Annotated in this window: 21 protein-coding genes and 3 pseudogenes; 13 read left to right on the plus strand and 11 right to left on the minus strand. The window is 41.2% G+C overall.

The window, feature by feature from the left end; genetic code table 11:
* The first annotated feature begins 392 nt into the window (after positions 1 to 392).
* The 6 genes and pseudogenes from CDC33_RS34400 to CDC33_RS34425 all read left to right on the plus strand — a co-directional run.
* Entirely contained in the window at positions 393 to 989 is a 597-nt protein-coding gene (locus CDC33_RS34400) for a hypothetical protein (RefSeq protein ID WP_109013085.1), read from the plus strand.
* Positions 990 to 1082: 93 nt separating this feature from the next.
* The gene (locus CDC33_RS34405) at positions 1083 to 1418 is read left to right on the plus strand and encodes a hypothetical protein (protein ID WP_109013086.1); all 336 of its coding nucleotides are present in this window, start codon (positions 1083 to 1085) and stop codon (positions 1416 to 1418) included.
* A gap of 38 nt (positions 1419 to 1456) precedes the next feature.
* Positions 1457 to 2941 (plus strand): annotated as a pseudogene (locus CDC33_RS34410) (hypothetical protein); the annotation flags it as partial.
* Between the two features lie 157 nt (positions 2942 to 3098).
* Positions 3099 to 4442: pseudogene (locus CDC33_RS34415) on the plus strand (putative type IV secretion/conjugal transfer ATPase); the annotation flags it as partial.
* A gap of 113 nt (positions 4443 to 4555) precedes the next feature.
* The gene (locus CDC33_RS34420) at positions 4556 to 5287 is read left to right on the plus strand and encodes a hypothetical protein (protein ID WP_109013087.1); all 732 of its coding nucleotides are present in this window, start codon (positions 4556 to 4558) and stop codon (positions 5285 to 5287) included.
* Positions 5288 to 5356: 69 nt separating this feature from the next.
* A pseudogene (locus tag CDC33_RS34425) lies at positions 5357 to 5647 on the plus strand (hypothetical protein); the annotation flags it as partial.
* Here CDC33_RS34425 and CDC33_RS42045 read toward each other — a convergent pair.
* Complete coding sequence (locus tag CDC33_RS42045; protein ID WP_244919499.1) at positions 5637 to 5777, minus strand: hypothetical protein; 141 nt, start codon at positions 5775 to 5777, stop codon at positions 5637 to 5639. The pseudogene CDC33_RS34425 and the gene CDC33_RS42045 overlap by 11 nt on opposite strands.
* A 9-nt stretch (positions 5778 to 5786) precedes the next feature.
* Between CDC33_RS42045 and CDC33_RS34430 the strand changes: the two genes are divergently transcribed.
* Both CDC33_RS34430 and CDC33_RS34435 read left to right on the plus strand, forming a co-directional pair.
* Positions 5787 to 6857, plus strand: coding sequence for a TrbI/VirB10 family protein (locus CDC33_RS34430; protein WP_244919500.1), 1071 nt, complete (start codon positions 5787 to 5789; stop codon positions 6855 to 6857).
* Entirely contained in the window at positions 6854 to 7687 is an 834-nt protein-coding gene (locus CDC33_RS34435) for a hypothetical protein (protein WP_109013088.1), read from the plus strand. The genes CDC33_RS34430 and CDC33_RS34435 overlap by 4 nt, the downstream gene beginning before the upstream one ends.
* Before the next feature lie 60 nt (positions 7688 to 7747).
* Here CDC33_RS34435 and CDC33_RS39540 read toward each other — a convergent pair whose 3' ends face one another.
* On the minus strand, positions 7748 to 7903 hold the full coding sequence (locus CDC33_RS39540) for a hypothetical protein (RefSeq protein ID WP_181374323.1): 156 nt from the start codon (positions 7901 to 7903) through the stop codon (positions 7748 to 7750).
* 31 nt (positions 7904 to 7934) lie between these two features.
* Here CDC33_RS39540 and CDC33_RS34440 point away from each other — a divergent pair, with 31 nt between their 5' ends.
* Positions 7935 to 8288, plus strand: a complete 354-nt coding sequence (locus CDC33_RS34440; protein ID WP_244919501.1) for a hypothetical protein — start codon at positions 7935 to 7937, stop codon at positions 8286 to 8288.
* 126 nt (positions 8289 to 8414) lie between these two features.
* On the opposite strand, the gene CDC33_RS34445 is transcribed toward CDC33_RS34440, so the two are convergent.
* Together CDC33_RS34445 and CDC33_RS34450 are read right to left on the minus strand one after the other, a co-directional pair.
* Entirely contained in the window at positions 8415 to 11390 is a 2976-nt protein-coding gene (locus CDC33_RS34445) for a Tn3 family transposase (RefSeq protein WP_109013089.1), read from the minus strand.
* Between the two features lie 110 nt (positions 11391 to 11500).
* A complete protein-coding gene (locus CDC33_RS34450) occupies positions 11501 to 12406 on the minus strand; it encodes a tyrosine-type recombinase/integrase (protein WP_109013090.1) in 906 nt (301 codons plus the stop codon).
* 96 nt (positions 12407 to 12502) lie between these two features.
* On the opposite strand from CDC33_RS34450, the gene CDC33_RS34455 reads away from it, so the two are divergent.
* Positions 12503 to 12973: a double zinc ribbon domain-containing protein gene (locus tag CDC33_RS34455; RefSeq protein WP_109013091.1), complete on the plus strand. Its 471-nt coding sequence runs from the start codon at positions 12503 to 12505 to the stop codon at positions 12971 to 12973.
* A gap of 182 nt (positions 12974 to 13155) precedes the next feature.
* Here CDC33_RS34455 and CDC33_RS34460 read toward each other — a convergent pair whose 3' ends face one another.
* From CDC33_RS34460 to CDC33_RS34485, 6 genes are all read right to left on the minus strand, one after another.
* Complete coding sequence (locus tag CDC33_RS34460; protein ID WP_109013092.1) at positions 13156 to 13653, minus strand: PIN domain-containing protein; 498 nt, start codon at positions 13651 to 13653, stop codon at positions 13156 to 13158.
* Complete coding sequence (locus tag CDC33_RS34465; RefSeq protein WP_109013366.1) at positions 13650 to 13940, minus strand: hypothetical protein; 291 nt, start codon at positions 13938 to 13940, stop codon at positions 13650 to 13652. The genes CDC33_RS34460 and CDC33_RS34465 overlap by 4 nt, the downstream gene beginning before the upstream one ends.
* A 63-nt stretch (positions 13941 to 14003) precedes the next feature.
* Positions 14004 to 14432 carry a DUF7680 family protein gene (locus CDC33_RS34470; protein WP_015130210.1) on the minus strand — a complete coding sequence of 143 codons (429 nt, stop codon included), beginning with the start codon at positions 14430 to 14432 and terminating at the stop codon, positions 14004 to 14006.
* Between the two features lies 1 nt (position 14433).
* Positions 14434 to 17742, minus strand: a complete 3309-nt coding sequence (locus tag CDC33_RS34475; RefSeq protein WP_109013093.1) for an ATP-binding protein — start codon at positions 17740 to 17742, stop codon at positions 14434 to 14436.
* A gap of 225 nt (positions 17743 to 17967) precedes the next feature.
* Positions 17968 to 18261 (minus strand): HNH endonuclease, encoded by a 294-nt coding sequence (locus tag CDC33_RS34480; protein ID WP_094345565.1) that lies wholly within the window; start codon positions 18259 to 18261, stop codon positions 17968 to 17970.
* 346 nt (positions 18262 to 18607) lie between these two features.
* Positions 18608 to 19243: a hypothetical protein gene (locus CDC33_RS34485; protein WP_244919502.1), complete on the minus strand. Its 636-nt coding sequence runs from the start codon at positions 19241 to 19243 to the stop codon at positions 18608 to 18610.
* Between the two features lie 44 nt (positions 19244 to 19287).
* On the opposite strand from CDC33_RS34485, the gene CDC33_RS39550 reads away from it, so the two are divergent.
* Positions 19288 to 19458 (plus strand): hypothetical protein, encoded by a 171-nt coding sequence (locus CDC33_RS39550; protein WP_181374325.1) that lies wholly within the window; start codon positions 19288 to 19290, stop codon positions 19456 to 19458.
* 38 nt (positions 19459 to 19496) lie between these two features.
* Here CDC33_RS39550 and CDC33_RS34490 read toward each other — a convergent pair whose 3' ends face one another.
* Positions 19497 to 19949 carry a helix-turn-helix domain-containing protein gene (locus CDC33_RS34490; RefSeq protein WP_094353448.1) on the minus strand — a complete coding sequence of 151 codons (453 nt, stop codon included), beginning with the start codon at positions 19947 to 19949 and terminating at the stop codon, positions 19497 to 19499.
* Between the two features lie 436 nt (positions 19950 to 20385).
* Here CDC33_RS34490 and CDC33_RS34495 point away from each other — a divergent pair, with 436 nt between their 5' ends.
* Both CDC33_RS34495 and CDC33_RS34500 read left to right on the plus strand, forming a co-directional pair.
* Positions 20386 to 20556: a hypothetical protein gene (locus tag CDC33_RS34495; RefSeq protein WP_244919503.1), complete on the plus strand. Its 171-nt coding sequence runs from the start codon at positions 20386 to 20388 to the stop codon at positions 20554 to 20556.
* Between the two features lie 87 nt (positions 20557 to 20643).
* A complete protein-coding gene (locus CDC33_RS34500; protein WP_244919504.1) occupies positions 20644 to 21981 on the plus strand; it encodes a hypothetical protein in 1338 nt (445 codons plus the stop codon).
* Positions 21982 to 22012 lie beyond the last annotated feature (31 nt).

Below are 22012 nucleotides of genomic sequence, written 5' to 3' on the forward strand. Positions count from 1 at the left end.
CAATTTATTTCACTGGGTAAATTAACGGTAAGCTACCGTAATTACACTACCTCACATATCAATTACTGACCCCCGATATAGACTATATCGGGGGTCAAACATTATGAAATAAACCACTGATTTAAATGTTGAAAGTTGTCAATTCAATTTTTCTAATTTTTTACTAATGATTTACTAAAAATCATAGTGTTTAAAAATGGAAAATTCTTAGATGCTTTTACGGATATTAGTCTCATAAAATAGGTTTACAAGCGAGAAGTTGGAGCAGAGATTTACTCCAATCCAAACTATGTACTAGGGGCAGACTCCGCCAACAGAATAAAGCAGTAATTCAGTCGTAATTACCCCTACAAAGTTTCATCCAGTAATTTACGAAATCATCTACTTTTTTTATGAGAACAGACTACGAATCTAATTTTAGCAACGATCGCATTCCTTCCTACGAAGAATACGGATACCCCGCTCCCACCCGTCGCCGTCGCAACTGGAAAGAAAACGCCAGCATTGCCGGACTAATGGCAGTTGGTACTGGCTTGATGATTGCAGATATCTCCATTCATCACATGGTAATGGCATCACTGGCCTTTGGAACTGGCATTGTAGCGTTACTACCCAAGGAAGCAAACTTGCTACTTTCCAACTTCGAGAAATGGCAGCGCAAGTATGGCATCAATATCTATACCGTCTTGTTCTGCTTAGTAGGTGTAATATTTATGTTGGATATGGCAGCTGCACCCGCAAACGCCCAGTTCATGCAAAACGCAGAGGATTTCTTCACAGAGTATTTTACAGGTGTTAATGCAGACATCATTAAATACGTATTTGCGGTACTGCGCGGTTTGTTCCTAATTTACCTTGGTATTGGTCTGATCCGGGTCGTTCAATCAGCCAGAAACGACGAGGATTGGCAAACAATCGCCCGTACACCAATTATCGTTGCCCTCACAGTTGTAGTTGGAGATTTGCTTGCAGGGCTGGTAACAGGCTGATACGTCACTCGTCAAAAAAGCCACCACGAGTGGCACAATTCCACAAGTGCCACTCATCAAGATTTCAAAAGCTGACTTTTGTCTTTCGTAATAATGGGCAGAGAACGGGAATTTCGTACTGTCAACCGCGTATTAGGAGACCAACCACGCCTCGGGCCATTCCCCGCCGACCAAATTGTTCCCTGGAGTGCGATCGCTCTCATCTCCTACATGGTAATCAAGGGTTTTATGCAAGCTTCTTGGCTTGCAACCGGAATTGTAACCGCCTGGGGATGGGCAACCTGGTGGACAGTAAGTTCTAACAAAGCCTTTTTCGGTAAGTTTGTCGGCACGCCCCGCATCACCCGTGGTTACAAACCATTTGTCTCCCTCGTTAATCCTCTACAACCTCAACCCAAGAAAAAGCGCCAGCTGAAAAAACGCAGATAAAGCTTCTGAATTAATACCAGCGAACAAAACTACAGGCTATGAGTTCGACCACCTCAACGAAAATAAAGCACAAAATTGGTAAAAAATCTCTCGATACCGAACAATTAGGTGTTGTCAAAAACCTGACACCGTTTGAGGATATTACCCATTTAGCCGGGATTGCAAGTATCTCGCTTGCTGGTCGTAGAGATATCGGCGCACTCATCCTCCAGAAAAAAGAAGATATTCAAATTAAGTTTTGCTTCGACGTACAGGGAATTCACCCGTCTTTACCAGAAGAACAGATTCTCCCCATTTTTGAAAATATTGAGGGCGGACTCAAAGAACTTCCCGAACGTGAAACCTTGACAATTCATCTTGGTTCGTTTACTGATGACTTTCTCCGGCAGCAGGAACTAAAAAAGATAGAGGATAAATGCGATCTAGAGCAATTAACTTTATTAGTGCGATCGGAACGTCTGCGAGCAAGAGAACTCACCGAAGCAGGAACTCGTAAAAATAAGTTTTTACGTTTCTGGTGTACCTATAGTGTCCTGGCTTCTGAAGACAGTCGCTCAAATGATGCAATTGAAAAAACTATCAAACAATTGCAAAATGCCTGGTTTCAATTTACTGGACAAATTCACGGTGTGCGGCAAGAGCGAATCGAAACAATCTTACGGGATAGTTTTACCTCTGGGTTTCAACGGTGGGAACAACTTTTTACAAACTCGATGGGGCTTTCAGTGCGAGCAGTCACAAGTGAGGAAGTATGGTCGATTCTTTGGAGTCAGTTTAACCGTAGCGACGCACCCAAAGTTCCCAATCCCCTCATATTAGATGAAGAGGGGCTTCGAGAAATTCAAACCAGCGATTTCCATATTCGCCACCTGATGCTGGAGAACGAAAAATCTGTCCCCTTTCTCGATCGCAGCTGGGTAAGACTGCAAGACAAGTATATCGGCGTTCTTCAGTTTAGCGAAAAGCCCCAAGGCTGGGTAGACGAATATGCCCAGCTTCGATACCTCTGGGAGGTAATATCCAAAGAAAAAATCTCCGATACTGAGATTATCTGCCAGCTATCTAAAGCCAACCAGGGACTCGCCAAAACTGCCCTTCAACGGATTACGAAACAGTCAATTACTTCCAGCGCGATGTCTTCTGAGAAGGGATCAATTGACGTAAAAGCCAATATGAACATCGAGGAGGCAGTTAAGGCACAAGAAACTATCCTCAGAGGCAGTCTCCCGATCCATACTGCCGTTGTTTTTTGTGTTCATCGTCACAGTCGTCAAAAACTCGATGAAGCTTGCCAATACCTTTCTAGCTGCTTCTTACGCCCTGCTGTAGTTGATAGAGAAATCGAGTATGCTTGGAAGACATGGTTACAATGCGTACCTATTGTTTGGGAAAACCTACTCACAAGACCCTTTAACCGTCGCCTCCCCTATTTCTCATCAGAAGTTCCCGGACTCATGCCGATAGTTAGAACGGCTACGGGAGATAAATCTGGGTTTGAGCTAATCGCTGAAGAGGGAGGAACTCCAGTACATCTGGGAGCAACGCGAAAAAGTGAGATCGGGGTTTAGTTCTCAATTACACCCCTATATTCTCAACAAAATCTGGTTTTTTAGTTGCGATCGCATCCTGAAACAAGCTATATACGTCCCAGATTTTAGCACCTCACAAAATCGCGTTGCTCCCGTACATCTTGACTTGTACAAGCAGCACAAAAATCTCGCCATTTTTGGTACTACCCGTGCGGGTAAATCTGTCTTAGTAGCAGGTCTATTAACACCTGCCTTGGCTCAAGACATTCCCGTAATTGCACTTGATTATCCCAAACCCGATGGTACTAGTACGTTTACCGACTATACCAAATTCATGGGAGAAGAAGGGGCATATTTCGATATTAGTAAAGAATCGAACAATCTATTTGAATTACCTGATTTAAGGGGGTATGAGCCTGAAGTTATTAAGGAGAGAATGACTGATTTCAAGGAATTCTTAAAATCAACTCTAATGATAATGGTACTAGGGACGAACCCTGTAGGGGTAAGTGCCACAATGATATCAAATATCGAGAGTATCATTACAATCACAATTGAAACTTTCTACAACGATGAGGATATCAAACTTCGATATAAGCTAGCCCTAGAAAATGGAGTAGGAACACCTGAATGGGCAGATATTCCAACACTTAAAGATTTCTATAATTATTGTTCGCCTGGATTTATCAAACTTGATTCAATCACCAATAATAGTAAAGAAATTCTTGATGCTCTTGACCAAATCAGATTGCGATTAAAGTTTTGGCTGAACTCACGAGTTGGACAATCAATCGCCAATCCATCTAGCTTTAAAACTGATGCGCGACTACTGGTATTCGCACTGCGATCGCTTGGGAGCGAAGCTGATGCAGCAGTCCTTGCCCTTAGCGCCTATTCCGCAGCATTACGTAGAGCTTTATCATCTAAAGTATCAATATTTTTCTTAGACGAAGCGCCAATTTTATTTAGTTTTGATAGCATAGCCGAGCTAATTGGTAGACTCTGCGCCAACGGTGCAAAAGCAGGTATACGTGTAATTTTATCTGCCCAAGAACCAGAAAGTATTTTTCAAAGTAAATCTGCCTCCAAAATATTTGCTAACATCACGACCCGCCTTATCGGTCGGATTCAAACATCAGCTGTTGACCCATTTGTTAACAGGTTTAAATATCCTTATGAAATTATTTCGCGTAATAGTACCGAAGCATTCTTCCCAAAACGCGAAAGTATCTACTCACAGTGGTTACTTGACGATAATGGCAAACTTACCTTCTGTAGATATTACCCTGCTTATTGTTTACTTGCAGCAGTAGCAAATAACCCGAATGAGCAAGAATTACGCACTCTCTTCCTCAATAAATATGCCGATAATCCAATGCTGGGTATGGTGAGATTTTCTGAGGCATACATACAAATGCTTCGGGGGGATGAGTTAAGCCAAGAAGCACAACAATTACTGGATAACAATAACAATAAGCAATTAAAGCCAGCATAAATTATATAAGACAAACTAACAAATAATCTGGACTGGGAAAAAGAAGAATAAATAAATCATAAAAAAGTGGCTTAACTTTAATTGCCACATTGGTTATTTTATCCACCAAAAGTATGAAACCAAAGTTCAAGTTTACTAAGAAAGGGGTAATAATCGGGTCAATCATTGGTCTGGTTACTTTACTCAGTACAGCACCCAGTTATGCCTTTTCAATTGACGATTTCTTGAAGGTTTTAGGCAAATTCAATAACTATTTTGAGGAAACCAAAAACGAACTCACCGCAGCAGCTAATGAATGGGGTGGGATGAAAAGCGAAGCTAAAACTGCTATTCAGAGTGGCAGTATGGATATGCCAGACCCAGTAAATTCAGCCGAAAAGCTCAAAGAGCAACTCAAGAGCAAAGGTAACTGGAATGAAAGTAACACAGTTGAAGGTGCTGTAGGTGCAGCTAACGAACTGGAGAGAGAAACCACCCGCGCCACGATCGCCAGCGTCTTAGGGGAAGTCGGTCAGGAACGTACCAAAAATGAAATAGAAGCAACTGAACAAACTGTAGCTGAGGCCAAAGAACTTGCGGAATCTGCACAATCAATGGATGCTTCACAAAACATCCTCAAGGTAATTGCTGCCCAAAACTCGCAAATTGTCTCAATGTTGGGGCAATCCCGCACCGACGGACTGCAAGCACGGCACGATGTCCAGCAAACTAACCTGATGCTATCTCAACTTGCCGAACAGGGGGCAAGCGATCGCCGTCGTCAAAACCTGATGATGGACGGTATCAGCGCCCAGTACATCGAAATCAGCGGGTTTAGTAGTCTCAAAACTACAGCAGGTGAATAATTCACCCTAATCAATTGGTCATCTCTGCAATTGAGATGACCAAACCTTCACGCCTGTTAACCAAGTGCTATGTTAGAACACCTCATAATTGCAACCGACCCATTTTTTGGACAAGACATTTTAGAAAATGCCGCCGCTGGAGCGCAATTAGTAGCTGAAGGTTTCAATGAACTTTGGCAAGAAACCCTCAACGGCAGCTTATATGGCTCAATGTGCAAAGTTGGTCAGTTTTTTGCGATCGCCACACTCACCCTTTTTATGGTTGAGTTAGGCAAAAACTGGATAAATCAAGAGGATATGAAAGCTCTCTCCAGTTGGATATGGCCCATCCTGGTTATCGGGCTACTAGCTAACAATGGGGAGCAACGCGATTTTGTGAGGTGCTAAAATCTGGGACGTATATAGCTTGTTTCAGGATGCGATCGCAACTAAAAAACCAGATTTTGTTGAGAATATAGGGGTGTAATTGAGAACTAAACCCCGATCTCACTTTTTCGCGTTGCTCCCACCTACAAGCACAACAGTACAAGAACTTACAGCTAAAACTGAAGAAACATTACGCCCAACAGAACAAAATACCAGTCGCTCCCGTCGTCGCCGTAACCGCCGCAGCGAGAATACCGAAACAGTTGCCAACACTCCCAGTCAAATTGAAGAACTACGGCCGCGTTGGGAACCTGTAAACACAAACGACAATACTCCAGAGTATAGCAATACTGGTGACGAAGAGAACAATCAAGCCGTACCAGTTATTTATAGCTTCTCGGTAAAAGAACGACAAACTAGCTCAGAACTTGGCAAAGAAAAAACCTTAGAATCCAGTTTTGCTGGTAATAAAGAAAACAACCCCACTCAGCAAGTCGAACGACTTGCAAATAACTACTTGCCAGAAGAAGCACAAATACTTCAAGAAACACAACCACAGTATCTAGTTGTCGGTTCGTTTGCAAGTGCAACCCTCGTAACTCCGCTCGTGATGCCCCAAATCAGCAATAACGGTCGTTCCCAGGAGCAGACAAATACGTTACGGTTTGTCGCCCAGTTGAACGAGCCGCTTTACAGCAATACTGGCGAAATAGCCATTCCAGCAGGAACGCAGGTAACTATCGCTATGATTTCGGTTGATAGCACATCAGGCGTGCGTGCCGAAGTCACGGCTATTCTTAAAGATGGAACTGAATACCCTATATCACCCGGAACGATATCAGTCCTGGGAGAGGCAGGTTCCCCCCTAGCCGCCAGACCCTACGACAACAAGGGATCTGAAATTGCCAAATACGATACCACTTTAGGAACAATAGCTGGTCTTGCCAAGGTAGGGGAAATTATCAACCAGCCGGATGAAGAAGTCACAGAAGATTTGCCTTTAGGTGGGACAAGAACCCGCAGCCGCAATAACAACCGCAACCTGGGAGCTGCTTTCCTTGAAGGTGCCTTTGGCAAACTTGGCGAAACAGTCAGCAAACGGACAGAACGTGCCACTGACGAAATCAACCGCCGCCCCAATGTCTGGTATGTGCCTAAAGACACCAAAATCACAATCAAAGTCGATAGGTCAATCAAGCTGTGAAATTCAGATATATAGCCGACTTTAGTTTAATGATGCCCTGGGCGATCGCCTTTAGCGGGTGCCTCACCATTGCCTCCGTGCTTGCACCAAACCAACTTCTACTGGCAAATACTATCCATCAAGTTGCAGCGTCCCAGGTGTCAGGGGAGAATGCCCAATTGCAGACAGTTAAGGTCTGGCCCGGACATGGGGTATCAATATCGTTCTACAACACCAGAGAAATTATCAAGAAAATCTGGCTGGATGATCCATCTAGGTTTGTTTTTGATGTAGACGGATGTCTTGAAGGCTTGGGTAAGTGTTCTGGAAACAGTACGGGCGCAGGACTAATTCATATTCGCCGCATCGAGACAGTCAAAATCCCCGGTTTACCACAAGCTTCTTACGGGGCGCACATGACGGTGATTACCGAATCTGGGTCAACAAGGAAAAGCTACCACTTTCGGATTGTAGCGAGCAGTGGCACACCAGAGTACAGCCAAATTGAAATTATTGGCGATACTCCCAGCAAACCTGAAGAAGTAAAACCAAAAGTCAGTTACACCGCATTATCTGATAGCAGACATATCGCCAAAGGGATGCAAGTTGCCTTAAAAAACCAGTGGGTTACTACAGATAGCAAGCTTTGGAAGCGCCTCAATCAACTTGTGGAGTTGCGATCGCAAGGAGAGGAACTTGTCGTCGCCGCCAGCACCACCGGAGTATCAATGCAATTGGTTGAAAAACTCATGTTGTTAGGTGGAAAGCGCTTCTTAGAAATACCGCCACAGCGCAATAACCCTCCCATAACACCAAATACAGGTAAAACAAACTTTCTCTTGAATCAATAATTTTTAAATAACCAGTGATGTATAACGAAAATCTGACCTCTAACAACCAAATTTTAGATATCACAACCGAGGTAACTGCGATAGGGGAGCAACGCGATTTTGTGAGGTGCTAAAATCTGGGACGTATATAGCTTGTTTCAGGATGCGATCGCAACTAAAAAACCAGATTTTGTTGAGAATATAGGGGTGTAATTGAGAACTAAACCCCGATCTCACTTTTTCGCGTTGCTCCCCTGCGATAGTACCAGTGAGAGATGCAAGTCAGGAAAGTACTCACAACAAAACCAACCGAGCGCTTGAGTATCGGATGGAAAAATTTAATAATTTACGCTACCTGATGGTAGCAGGACTTATTGCGGGACTTGCCCTACACGGGTTAATCCGGTTTGGAGGTAGCTACAATATCGGCAGTCTCCTATTCGGTGAGAAAGCAGTAGCTCAAACAGTTCCATCGAAGTATTCAAATTTGAACACTTCGATAGATAAAACAAAACAAACCAAACAGCCACAACCCGTCGCAACTAAATACGTCAACGGCGCACCTACTCGGGGTAGAACTGGCGAAGCTGTCATGAAGTGCAAACTAAACCGTTTAGTTTAAAAACTGTCGGTGGAAGGATAAGATTGCCGTTAAATTATCGATTGCATGAAATACATTCAGGCGATCGCTGGAGTAAAAAGGTAATAGTTATGCTTAATAGAGAAGATATAACTCCAGTTGCATGTTTTAGGCAGCAGTCTCAATAGGCAAACGTTCATTCATATCCAGCTTGAAAGTACCGTAAGGATTAATATGTAACCAAATCAAAGGTGAAAGTGCCCGCAAGTCAAGTTTAGTCATTAATTTCATCCATTCGGGTTGTGACAAGACCTGCTGAATCATTAATGTATTAATATACACCAATGATATTTGGAGCAGATGTAAGGATAAAATAGCTAACTCCTGATCTTCTAAGCGATTAGTCGCTACTTCTCCACCCTTGCCATAAAAAATAAAGCTGTTAGCACTATTCCAATTTTCAACTACATTTAATCCTTCGTTAATTTCTCGACGCAGTTCGACTGAATGCAGATATTGACAGAGAAAAATGGTCTTGACAGCTTTCCCTAACTCACATAGTGCTTGATAAGTAGGGTGCAATAAATTCCCCCTAGTAAAACGCTTTAAAATAGCATCTGTTTCTGCCATTCCTAAGCGAAGTGCAGTGGCATACTTAATCATTTGGTCATATTGCTGACGAATTAAGTCCCAGTTGATTGTGCGAGTTAAGACAGGTTGTAAATTGGGATAATCACTGGCACTTCCATTGATGGGTAAATATAATTTTTGAACATTAATGCGTTTAATACGTGGCATCAGTTGAAAACCTAACAAATGGCAGAAAGCAAAAGCTACCTCACTTTGTCCATGACTATCCACAAAATTCTTCTCAACCTTCATCTGGGTACAATGGCGTAGTAAACCTTCAATCATGGCTGCCACTTCACTACTTGAACAGGTTTTTAACTGCGAGTAGATGCAGACAGAATTTTTTTCAACGTGCCAGTAAATCATCACACCGCGACCACCATAACGAATGTGCCATTCAGTCATCAGATTCTGATCCCAAGCACCAAATTTTTTGGAATCAGAAGCACAAGAAGATGTACCTTCTCCCCAAATATGCTTCAATCTGGCTTGAAAAATAGCATTTGCAACATTGGTAATAGCGTTGCGTAATTGTTGTTTTTGGATATAACAACGTTTGACGTGTAATAATTCCTGATAATTATTGCCCCCTATATCATCACTTAAACGCTTCAGTCCTGTATTTGTCCCCAAACCATATAAGCATAGTAACAAACGCTTTTGTAATAGTTCAGATTCTAAAACTTCTCTAGTTAAGACTGATTGAAAATGTCCAGTAAAATTGACACGTAAATCTGTTTCTTTCAGGATATCCAAGAGACTAGTCCTCGCCCATCGGCGATTAATTTCAGTCTTTAAGCGCCCTAAATTTATTGGCTCACTTTGAGGCGGTATAGGTGATAAAGAAATCTGAGATTTGACTTGATTTTTAATTAAGACATACTTATTTTTAGATAATCCTGATTCTAATTGCATCAGCGCTGACTGCATTTGCATCTGTAAATCAGTAATGAATTCTTCAACATCAGATGGTTGTTGTAGAGCTTGAAAATATGCGGCTCGTTGGGCTTCAAAGTCTGTTGGTAAATCTGATTCTGGGTTGCGGTAACGATAGGCTCCAACTACCCAAATTTCTTTACATCTGAGTTTGTCTCTTAATGCTTGAAGCACACTTAGTTCATAATTGATGCGATTTACCTTGAGATCACCATCACTACTTTTTTCCAAGATTAATTCTTGCCAGCCACTACGCAGCACTCCCTCAATAGGAATATCTTCTGTTATATCATAGTATCGCTGACTACTGTGAGCATATTTTTTGAGTAATAGGAGTGCTTGAATTACTGGACGATGAACATCATTATTTGAGCGAAATTCAAGCTGCTCTAAAATTAATGGTAAAATTCTTCGGTAATGTCTTCCATAAGAAGAGCGCATGACAGTATAAACTCGTTCGCGGTAAACATTACCTGTTGATTTGTATTCTTTAACTAAATTTTTGAGAGTTGTTTCACCAACAATCGGGAAAATAACTTCTCTAATAACTCCATCAGGCTGTTGCAAAGAAGCCTCTGCCATTTGAAATAGTAAATTAGTCTTACCATTGACTTTTTTAAAATCTTGCAGCAATTCTTGGTCTACACGTTTTTCGGCTTTAGCTCCTATACGATGTACAATTTGAATAATTAACTCTACTAAGTTATCTATTATTTCTTGGCTTCTTACAAGGGCGAAAATAGCAACTAATGTATACCGAATTGGTTCTGGATGACGGCGTAAGTCTTTCGGATATTCAACAACTACACGTTGTTTATATTTTTGTAAAATTTTTGTTGGTATGGTAGTAAATAAATCAGGAGGTAAATCTAATTGACGCAAAATTGATAATTTTTCAATTGATTTTTGAAAACTTTCTACACCAATCCTTCCGGGGTCTAATTTTAATTCATTCCAGATCGATAACTGTGAGGAATCAACATCTAACTGAGTTACTTCTTCATCAGATTGATTTTCAAGGGGATGAGGTTTGAATAAATTATCTATCTGTTCTTTAGTTCGGCTAGATAACTGTGCAACAGTTTTTTGAAAAAAGTTCTCCTCAAAACTATGAAGAGCAGAGCGAGTAATACGTTCTAAGCGATTGAGCGTTGGCGGCTCAATTTTTAATTCTCGTAAACGATCAAAAGCTGCACTTTTAAGTTGTTCAAATTTTAATTCATAAATCAACGCTTGTTCTGTTAACCAATTAACTAATTCTTCAGCATCATTGATAGTAGCTTCTCGAAATCCAAAAAGTTCTCTAATTTTCTTGCGGTAATATTTTACTGACCGTCCTTGCCAATTACAGTCTTGGTAAACACTAGGAGTAATACTGAGTTGTTGTGTTACGTAGTTAACAACTACAGCCGGAATTTCATGGTCTGATTCGGGAAATTTTGCTTCCATCTGGAAAAACTTGAGCAATAAAGCAAAAATCAAACGATTTTGAGGATTTTTGTGCGCTAATAGCTCTAATTCCTTTGGTAACAGCGTCCAGTACTCTAGTAGTTCTTCTGGTTGCCAGTTTCGTTTCATCATCCCTCACTTTCTTAGTACAGAGTAGATACTCTACTCTGTACTGCAACAATTAACTCTAGTCAATATATGTATTGGTAAATTTATTACTCAGAAATATTCCTTAACTTTTATATACTTTTATATACTTTTTTTAAATTCTCTAAAGCAGACTTTGCTACTATTTCTGCTCTCGCACTAGTTACTTTTTGGTAGCGGAGAGTTGTTTGAATGTTTTCATGTCCCATCAGCGCCCGTAATTCTTCAATTCCCATCAATCCCACCCGCTCAGTGGCAAAGGTATGGCGGAGATCATGCAGCCTAATCCCTTTTAATTTCTGGCTTTGGTCAATTATTTCTCGCCAGTCTGCCGTTACTGCCTCATAACTTACTGGTGTTACAACTTTAGTCGTTGGATGTTGAGCGGTGAATAATGCTGTTGAACCTGGATGACGATAATATTTTATATAGTTTTTTAAAGCAATTTCTGCATCTTCACTATAAAAGCACCAGCGTTTTTTGTTGCCTTTACCCACTACCTGAAATTTACGTTGTTCCTGAAAAATTTGTGCCAGTTCCAGTCCAAGTAATTCTCCAATTCTAGCTCCACTTCGATGCAGCAAGCGGACTATCGTCTCAAGTCTAGCATTAGATTTTTTTAACAAATCATACAAAATATCTAATTCTTGAGACGTGAGGTAGCGTATTATCTCGTCTGTATTGTGTTCTCCCCGTTCTCGATTTGGTTTCCTCAGACTCAGACGGCTAACTGGGTTTGATTGAATGTAGCCAGATTCAACAGCAAAATTCAACAGAGCGCTGATTATTGCTTGGTGACGATTATGAGTCGTGTATTTTAGTTCATCTAACCGAGCTAAGTAGTCTTTCAGCAGTTGACGGTCTACTAACTCTATAGGTAAGGAGCCATGCTCTTTCAGCAAAGATAGTAGTGTTAGCTCGTAAGATTTAAGTGTACTAGCAGCTAATCCTTGTCGAGAAAGGAAAGCTGTAGCAACTTGTGCTAATGTAGTTGTCACGTTTCACCTCTTTATCTAATTAAAAGTACTGCTATTCATTTAAAATATGCACTTATATAAAATAATTAATTATATACTTTACTACATATTAAAAGCATGGACAATACCCCCCAACCCCAAGAAACGCTGTCCCAGTACGTTAAAAGAATACGCACAAGCCTTTCATTAAGTCAAAATGATTTGGCAACTAAGGCAGGCATTCATCTTCAAAGTTTAGGTAAGATTGAACGAGGCATGACTACCAAGCTCAATAGTAAAAGCCAGCGTGGATTAGCTCGCGCATTGCAGGTTCCATCTGAGTACCTTGATGCAGTCATCCGGGGTGTACCCATGTCTGCAACCGATGTCCTCAAATTTTGCCCCGACTGCTGGACTCCCGGAACAACTCTTGAAGAAATCTGGTTATTGCCGCGATCGCAGTTTTGTTTCTTGTGCGGTACGGCATTACGTAATAGTTGTGCTAAGTGTAACGAACCTATTACGTCATTGAAATTTCGGTTTTGTCCTTACTGTGGCTTTCCATATAAAGCTTCTATTAGTTCTGAATCTCAAAGCCAGCCCCTTTAATATTAGTATTATTTACTACTTGTCTCTTTCATTATTCAAACTAAACTTTACCGCTTTACTGAACTAAACTGTTTAGTTTGCATTTGGTGACAGCTTCGCCAGCTCTACCCCTAATACCTGCACAGGCATCATTTTTTCAATAAATACAGCAGGGCGTTTAGAAATTGAGTCAGACATTTTTATTACCAACCATAAGTCCGAATATTATTAAAATTAATTGTATCAATACCTACTTTTTGCAGATAATTAGCTAACTTGAAATCATCTGTAAGCACTAAATATTTATTTTTTGCTAAAGTCACAATTCCACAGTCAGTCAGCCCATACTTAGTAAAATTATCTAGCTGAACAGCATTGACACTTTCAATATAAAATTCATCTAATGCAGTCATCGCTTGAGCAAATACAGAGTAACATTGAGAACGTTCTGGTTCACCAATCTGGTTAACCAGACTATTCACTTCAGTCAGCACATTAGGAGTTGTAACAATTTTTGAGAAATACGACAAGATACTCACCAGCAAATCGTAATCTTCCGGTAAAAACTTTTCAGTCCGATTAAATTGTGATATTCGCCTCCGATTTACAGTACCAACAAACCAAAGTAATAAAATATTTGTGTCAATTAAAATTCCTTTTTGTTTGTAACTTTGAAACAACGAGCGAATATAATCTTTCATCCCTCACGAATTTTCATCGATTTTACTTCCCCCGTTTCTGCATCTACGGTAAATATTTTATACTCACGTTCATATTTAGTAGCTAAAGAAATAGCTTCAGGAATAAGTGTTCTTTCAGTCTTAGCTACAGGGCGACTAAAACCTAAAGTTACATACCAAAACCTTTTATTTTCTGACAATTCTACTTCTTCAAGCAAGATATCATTGATAGAATTACCTATCATATCCTGGATATCTTCAAAATATTTTTTAGCAGCTAGAACAGCACCACGCACGTCAATTTTCATATATTTTACCTCCTGATTTATAGTTATAACTTTATTTGTTAACTGTTGACTGTCAACCGTCAACTAATCCCCCAAAAGCACCCGAATCGCTTTCAAAGCCTGATTACGTTTCCCATTGCTAATCTTGGCAAACCAGTAGTGCGATTCCTCATAACTCATGGCTCTAATCCCTTGGGCAATATTCGCAATGCGTTCTATTTTAGAAAGCGGTTGCAAAGTCTGAAACAATAATGCCAAATTTATCCCTGACTCCTCATTCAAAACATAAGGAGTTTGGCGATTGTGACTTAGGGTTTTGGGGTCATAATTATTAGCCTTCAAAGAATCATAAATTGCCTGTTTCACCTGAATTAAAGCATTGCCCTTTAAACGCCCAATACGCTTGGCAGAAGGACGCTTTTTTTCACCGGCTTTTTTATAAGCACATTGATACAACTCCAGGGCAAAGTTATTGTTATCTGTAGGAACCACTCGCAATTGAAACTCTTGCATCTCAGTACGTTACTTTCGCCGTCAAATTCAGCCTGTCAACCGGATTACGATTCAGGGCTTGTTTGATATTACTGATTTCTGCGCCGTTTGGTTGCACTGGAGATGAAAATTCAAATACTAGCTTCAGCGACACGTCAGCTTTTACATCCGGGCTACTTAGCAAAGTGTTAACAGCCCCCTGAAAACTCTGAAATCCTTTGACTGGCCCTTGGTACTCTAACCGGATAAACTGTTCATTAACAGTAATAGTTGCCGTTTGGTCGATTTGCAAGGGTAGCTTGATCAACATAGGGAAAGCCGTCATCAACTTGCGGTAGTCCATTACTTGCCCAACGGAGATTTCCAACGACTGGATACCCTGAACTTGATTATCTTGGACGCGATCGCCTAATTCATTAAACACCCTATCGAGTGTTCCCTCCAAGTCAAATTCTTCTGGTTTAGCTTTAAACAGAGATAAATCATTCCAGTCATCGCCAATTTTTTCGCTACCGTTAGGTGTGCGGGGTGTACCAGTACCGTAGGTTAAGATGCTTGCTGGGGTTTCCCTCTCCTCTACTTCGCCATTGCCGTAGTCAGCTACAATTTTGAAAGTTGTGGTTTTAGCGATCGCTGTCTCATGTTCATCACTAGGGCGAAACTCTCCTGCAACCAAATTCCCATCTTGATACAGCTTAATCGTCAAAGCCCCCGATGCTTTCCACCGTATCCGCACAGGTTTTACCGATTCTGTACTGGACAAGACTTGAGCATTCAGTTCAATTTCTCGCGGTTTTGGTGGTTCCAGAATTCCCCGGCGGTAGAGTTCCATCCGTTCAGAAAATTCTATGGAGTCGGGTAGGGTAAACTTCCCGTTATCAGTTTTAATAAACAGCTTTTCTCCCACCTTCATATCCCAGTTACCAGTCTGCAAACCTTGGCGGATGGTATCTCGGAGCTTTGAGATTTCGGCATCGACAAATATATTTAAACTCAAGTCTTTGGCGAAAGCTTCTTTTAATGCTTTAGTTGTCCAATGGTTTAACCCAGACAGCCATACCTTCTGCAAAATATAAGCAGGGGCGTAGGATGGTGCGTCATCAGCACGAATTTTCTGACAATCTTTCAGTGCTTTTAAGATGACATCTTGTTGATTATTTTTACCCTTCACATCGCTAGAATCTTGGGCAGGAAGGGTATAGTGCATCAAACCCTTGGGAGCTTTTACTGGGTCATTAGCAGGGTAAAATAAATGGCGGTAGGCATTTGTTAAAGATACTCTTACCCCTAAATCAAGAGAACCTTTTTTATCTTTGAGTTGTTTTTGCTGATTTTCTGATAAATCTTGCAAGCGATTGGGAGAATTTAGAATATTTTGAATAGCCCGAAACTCCCTAGCATTGTCAATTGCTCGTTCTAATTCTTGCCTGTTGGCAACTAAAAATAACAAACGATTTCTAAAAGTACGGAATTTACCTGATTCACCTGTTTCATTAAAAATTTTCTCCACCATTGGCGGTGGCCCTTCGGTAGTTACAGAAATAGTCGCCTCGTTAAAGTCAATTAAACACAAGGCAATACTATCCGACACATCATCCACATCTGCTGGTGATTCCGGTGCAATAACTAACGTCAGTAGTCTATTAGCAAAAATGGCATCGCGGCGACTTCGTAAATCATCCTTCGCCTCGGTAATTCCAACTTGAGCTTTTTCTTCGGCAATAATTTTATTGATTGATGGTTCTTCCTTGAAACGAGCCAGAGTTGTCATTGGATCATTTTCCAAGTACCAAGCAACTTCACTCAACCTTTCTAAGGCAGTATCAACAAAGCCAATTTCTAGCCCCGGTGTCAACAAAGATAAATTTAATTCGGCGCGACGAATACCCGCAGATATACCTTGAGTGATGGAATGCAAAAAAATAGTCCGGGCTACCCAGGTTGAAAAGGGAGGTTTACCAGCAGCTTTCCATTCTGCATCTTGTAACTGAGCGTGTGCTTCTCTACCATCTTTGTTGTAAATGTCTGCTTGGATCGTAATCCGCATCAAGGGACGTTCCAAACGGGCAGTTAAATCGCTGGTAATTTCTTCTTCAATACCAACAGGAATGTGGTGAGAATGAATTAGCGGTATCCAATTTGTTGACTGTTGACTGTTGACTGTATTTTTCCGGTTAACCGTCAACCGTGAACCGTCAACAGTTAACTGTGAACCGTCAGCATTTTGCCACAGATAACGTATAACTCCAGCAAATAACCGCAAAGCGCCTCTGGTGCGTTGGAAGTTTGGGATCGAGGCAATCTTTTTAGTCAGCAGATTAAATAATTCCGGGTGGAAGGGATAACTCTGCTCGATACTGTCGGCATAGCGTGCATCTTTGCAACCATCTGGTAAATTAATCCGACTAGCTTTATAAGTTTGTAAATATTCTTTTGAAGCATTATTGGCAGCGTTAGCTTCAATACTGGCGAATACTCGCTGCTTAACTATATTGTAAATTTCAATATCAGTGCTGGGTTTAATGATCCGCTCTTGCCTAGCAGTAGCGGAAATGGTTTCCCGGATTTCGGTGGTTTCTTCGCCAAAACTGTCAGTGGAGGAAGCCAGCGTGTAAACAAATACTAAATTATTACAAGATGCTGCTAAATCCATGAGGGCGAATAAAAAAGCAACTACCTGTCCGGCTAAGTTGCTGTTACCAACTAGAGTAGCCTTGGCTTTTCTCAGGTATGAGGCAATTTCATCGATGATAATGACTGTGGGTTGCCCTTGGATTATCCTTTCTAAAACCACTGTGCCTGGACTGACTCGCTGTTCGTCAGAACCTTTAAGCAAGCTATAACCTGCTACACCATTAATTTGATAAGCAATTTCTCCCCAAAGGGTATATGTGGTAACGCCAGTGTCCGCATGGTAAACACCGTTAACTGGATCAAGGTCTTGGCAAGCGATCGCAGCTGCTTGAATCGGTCGGTCTGGAATTAAATTTAAATCAGCAAAACGGTCTAGTCCAGGAATATGCCGTCCATGTTTGGCAATATGCCACAAAGCAATTTCATCGTGAGTTTTACCACCACCAAAGCTGGTTTCCAGTCGAATAATCGGGGAGCCGACAGCTTCCCCTACCAACCGCCCGAACACTTCCGAGATTAGGGTTTTCAAACCATCGGTGGCAAATGTATTAGCGAAAAAGGCTGTGGGGTCTTGGTAGACTTGCGGCGCTTTCCCTTCCACAACCAGTCGCAACTTGGCGGCGAATAATTCGGGGGAGAGTTCCCCTGCTAAAATTTCTTCTCTAGGAAGACACGTTTGAAATACTGGCGAAAGCATTGGTATATATCAATAGTTGTTAATTGACAGTTAACTAACAACCGCCAACAGTAGCTTGTTGTTAAATATACAAGTTATATTAAGTATAAGTTTTAAAATTCTGATTTCCATAATATTGTAAGTAACAAGAGATTTGCGATCGCCTCCGAAAAGAGCGAGTACGCCATCGCGCTTCATGTACTGCCAGGGTGCGTTCATCAAGGTTCTGTAATGTTCGTGCATCACTCATTTGAACAATGACAATTGACCAGGAGAAATATTGCCTCGTCGGAATCGATGGTAGTAAAGATGACAGCCACTACATAACGGGGCAAGATTTTCTAAGCGATTGTCAGAAGGATCAAAATTAAAGTGGTGTACCTGAAGTGTATAGACTCGGCGCTGGGATAAAGTTAGCTCTGGTGGCTTTTGTCCAGGACGCAGGCAAACGCGATTGCATCTAGTACAGCGCCAATCAAAAGATTCTTTGATAGAGGTGGCGATTTCTTTCCAATTCTGGGGATAGCGGCTGGTACTCATGAAAATACTTGAGAGAGCAACAACATGAGGTAATTCTAATCGATTAAGTACTCTTAAGGTAGTATTTGTGGCACATAATGTTTAGAGTTTTGATGAGTATAGTACAGACAGCTTTTATACCAACAATAGAATCAGGACTAAAAGTGATTGAGAAGTGGTGAGGCAGAAGGCGATCGCCTAACTATCTCCTAAGTACAAAAGAATATTTATTACGCTTTCAATAATATTAATATTTAAAGCTGCTATTTTTTTGAGCAGGAAAATTCTAGCACTTGTGAGAGAAATTAAACTGGTGTTATGCCAAAAATCAACAAGTGTGTAGGCGTATTTAAAATTAATAAAAATACTAACTTACCGAATGATATGAACCCGTATTTTCGTTAAATTCCCATCCCATACCCGATTTATCCTTCCCCTTGCACCATGCCACAAAAAGCGGTGGGTGCAGCTTATTTCGCTGCTCGCGTATAGTTTCTACACTTACACCAAGTCTTGAAGCTAAACCTTCTTCGGTTAATGGTTGGATTCGGGGAGTATGCCCTTGATAGGATGAATTGTTGTAGTACGATTTCTTGCCCCGCCCTTGTTGGTTATTGAGATGATTTTGAATTTTAATAATCGCCTCGGTAAACTGTGTCATTCGGGCTGTTATCCCCTCAATTTTTTCTTCTAAATCGGCGAGATTATGGATTGCTCCGGTTTCGTTGCTAGATTCACTTGAAAACTGTGACTCCAGCTTATCAAGTCGTGAGCAAATAGCTAATATCGTTTCATTGGTCGGGTTGGGGTGACTATTGTTACTAGCAACCAAGTACTCCTCAACACTTGCCTTAATCTTAGAGTCGAGGCGTTTATCTAAATCATTGCCACCAATTGCATCAAGGTTATCTATATCATCTAGGTAGAATTCGATAAATTGGGTCAGCGTGGCTGTTGCCGTCGTCCCTTGCTGTGGTATTAGTGCTATTCGCTTGTTACCCAACGCTTGACTGTACTACGTTATGTATTTTGACTGAATTATTATAGATGCAAAAATTAAACCATCCCAGTGGTTGGAATGGTTTAAGGGAATTATCAATTTTTCTTACTGCTTCTTTTGCTTATAGGAGGCGACCAATTGTTGTTGGCGACAATTCAGGCATTCCTTTTAACTTGACAGTTTCGGCGACTTGGTTGTTATTCTGGCGGTTTGAATAGATAGAATTGCCCGTTAGCTTGATTTGAGCTTGATGCTATTAGGGTTGCGCTTCCAAGATCCGACCTATACTTCTTGGTGATAGTGCTGGCAACCCCCTGCGAGTAGCTTCTTCAGCAACTTGCATATGGTAATGGTGCTTTGAACGACTGGGTTTTCGGTTCTTGCTCCATTCGCTGATTTCGACAATTTTGCTCGCCTCTGCGCTCTTGCACTTCTTAGGTCTGCCTGCGTTCACACCTAATACATTATTTATCTTTGCGATCGCATCTTCCAAGGTTTCCGATGTTATGGTACAAGATGTCCACTTTTTCTTCCAGTTTGTTACTGTTTGCTTCGCTATACCAAGTTTTTTTACTATATTTTTATGATTTTCCCCACGATTAAGCTCTAGCAGGATGTTTGCTCTCTTGATCATTTCATCGCTGCCGGTGGCTGCTATATTCTCTAATACTTGCTTTTCAATAGGATTCAATACTTGAATATGAGGCATTTTAGTATTTACCCCGCTTAAACCTACAATTTTGCCAAATCGAATGAAGCCTGATATACTTTTTTTGTAGAGTTCATTTTTCCTAAATATTCACTCAAAGCCCTGCTGCAAACAGGGCTTTGAGGAAAAAACAACCCCACCTGTTACTAAAACAGGACGGAACTTTGTTTTGTCAATTTAGTTATCTAGACCCATCATATCATGAGTTTACCCAATTTGACAAATCTATCTTTAGATAGATGCTTTTTTTCAAATGCTAGTGCGCTAAATATCTCTTCAGTCGTATTGGTTTTCAATGGGTTGGGAATAATAGTTTACTGCGCGAGAAAATTCTCTCCCTTGAGTTTTTCTGGTAGTTAATCCTTTGCTATTTACAAGATTTAATTATTTTTTAAAATTGTCACTTTTTCCAAGGTATGTATGTAAGGGCAAGCGAGTGATTCAGGAGGTTTCGGAGAATCTAAATATAAGTGTTGGCAGTTATCACAAGGGTAAGAAAGTTTTTGAGTTTATTTCTCAATTACGAGAAATGGAAAAATTTAAGGCAGTTGTTGCACTGGAGATGGAGTTTAACCGAAGTATTGATGCAGCATACAAGTTTGTTTAAGTCAAAATAAAATTTCAAATTTAGGCTAACACATTTTGACCAACAGCGAGACTACCTGATGCACAAAAATCATCAGGACAGTCACTCATGTACCAAGAAAATTTCTCTTCAGATGTTGAGAACAAGCCCCAATTAAGCCTTTCACAGCCTTCAAAAAAGAAAATCAAACCCCACCTGCCCGCAGATTCTGTGGGTAAACGCTACGTAGAACGCTTTTGGCATCCATTTGGGGCGATAGTTGCCCCAAATCAAGCACAAGGTGCAAAACCAGCATGGCGTACCATCGATTATTACCTCCAACCCTCCCAACTGTGGAACCTGCACCAAGACAAGTCGAAACTAGTAGGTCTGCGCTTTAACGACACAACTCGTTACGCCACAATCGATTTAGACTTAGAAGGCGACTACCATAATATTGAATCCATAAATCGCATCAAAGCGGTGCTAGAGGACATCGGCATAGTCGATATCATCATCCTCGAGTCCAGCTTTAGTGGCGGCTATCACCTAATCCTAAGCTTCGCATCCCCCCTACCCACCTTTCCCCTAGCCTGCGCCCTAGAGATTACCTTAAGAAACGCAGGCTTTATCCTCCGCCAAGGACACCTAGAAATTTTCCCCAATACCAAACCATATAGTGCCAAACAAATAACTAACTACAAAGCCATCCGTTGCCCCATGCAACCAGGTAGCGGGTCATTTTTACTTAATGATGACCTACAACCAATTAGTGACTCAGTTTCTATCTTCCTCGATTATTGCGATCGCGCGGCCAGTCGGCAAGATTTAACCAAACTAAAACGGGTAGCAAACAAAGCCAAAAAACAAATTTCACGGGAGAGATATCGCAAGCAAGAATCTGCTGACGTTGTACAGTGGCGTGCCAACTGGGAAGAAATCATCAGCACAGGCTGGACAGGAAAAGGACAAACAAACACCCTCCTACAAATCTTCGTAGACTACGGAATCGTCTTTTTAGACTTAGAGAGTGATAAATTAGTCGAATTTTGCCTTACTACCGCAATTAACGCCCCCGGCTACAGCCAATATTGCCGACACCAACACGAAATCAAAGCTAGAGTGCGACATTGGGTAGAATCCACAATTCGCAACAAATGGTATAGCGCCTATATTAGTTATCCCGAAAGGTTGTTGGGTACATTCGCCAACACATTTGCAGAAGCCATAGCAGGCATTAGCACCACTGATAAACCCAAAGACAACGTAATCCCATTTGACCGTCGTAAGCAACAGAACTGGGAACGCAGCCAACAAGCCCAAAAACGCATCCAGATAGTAGTAAGGGCAATAGAGTGGGATAGTGGGTTGCCAGTAGGGGCTACTGAACGGGGTAAAGCAATACCCCGCATTTCTCACAAGCGGTGCGATCGCTATTACCAAACCTTTATCAGGCTTAGATTTTGAGCGTTTTAGACACTGCACGAATCACAACAAT

Origin of the sequence: Nostoc commune NIES-4072 (assembly GCF_003113895.1) — a bacterium.
GTDB classification, from domain to species: Bacteria; Cyanobacteriota; Cyanobacteriia; order Cyanobacteriales; family Nostocaceae; genus Nostoc; species Nostoc commune.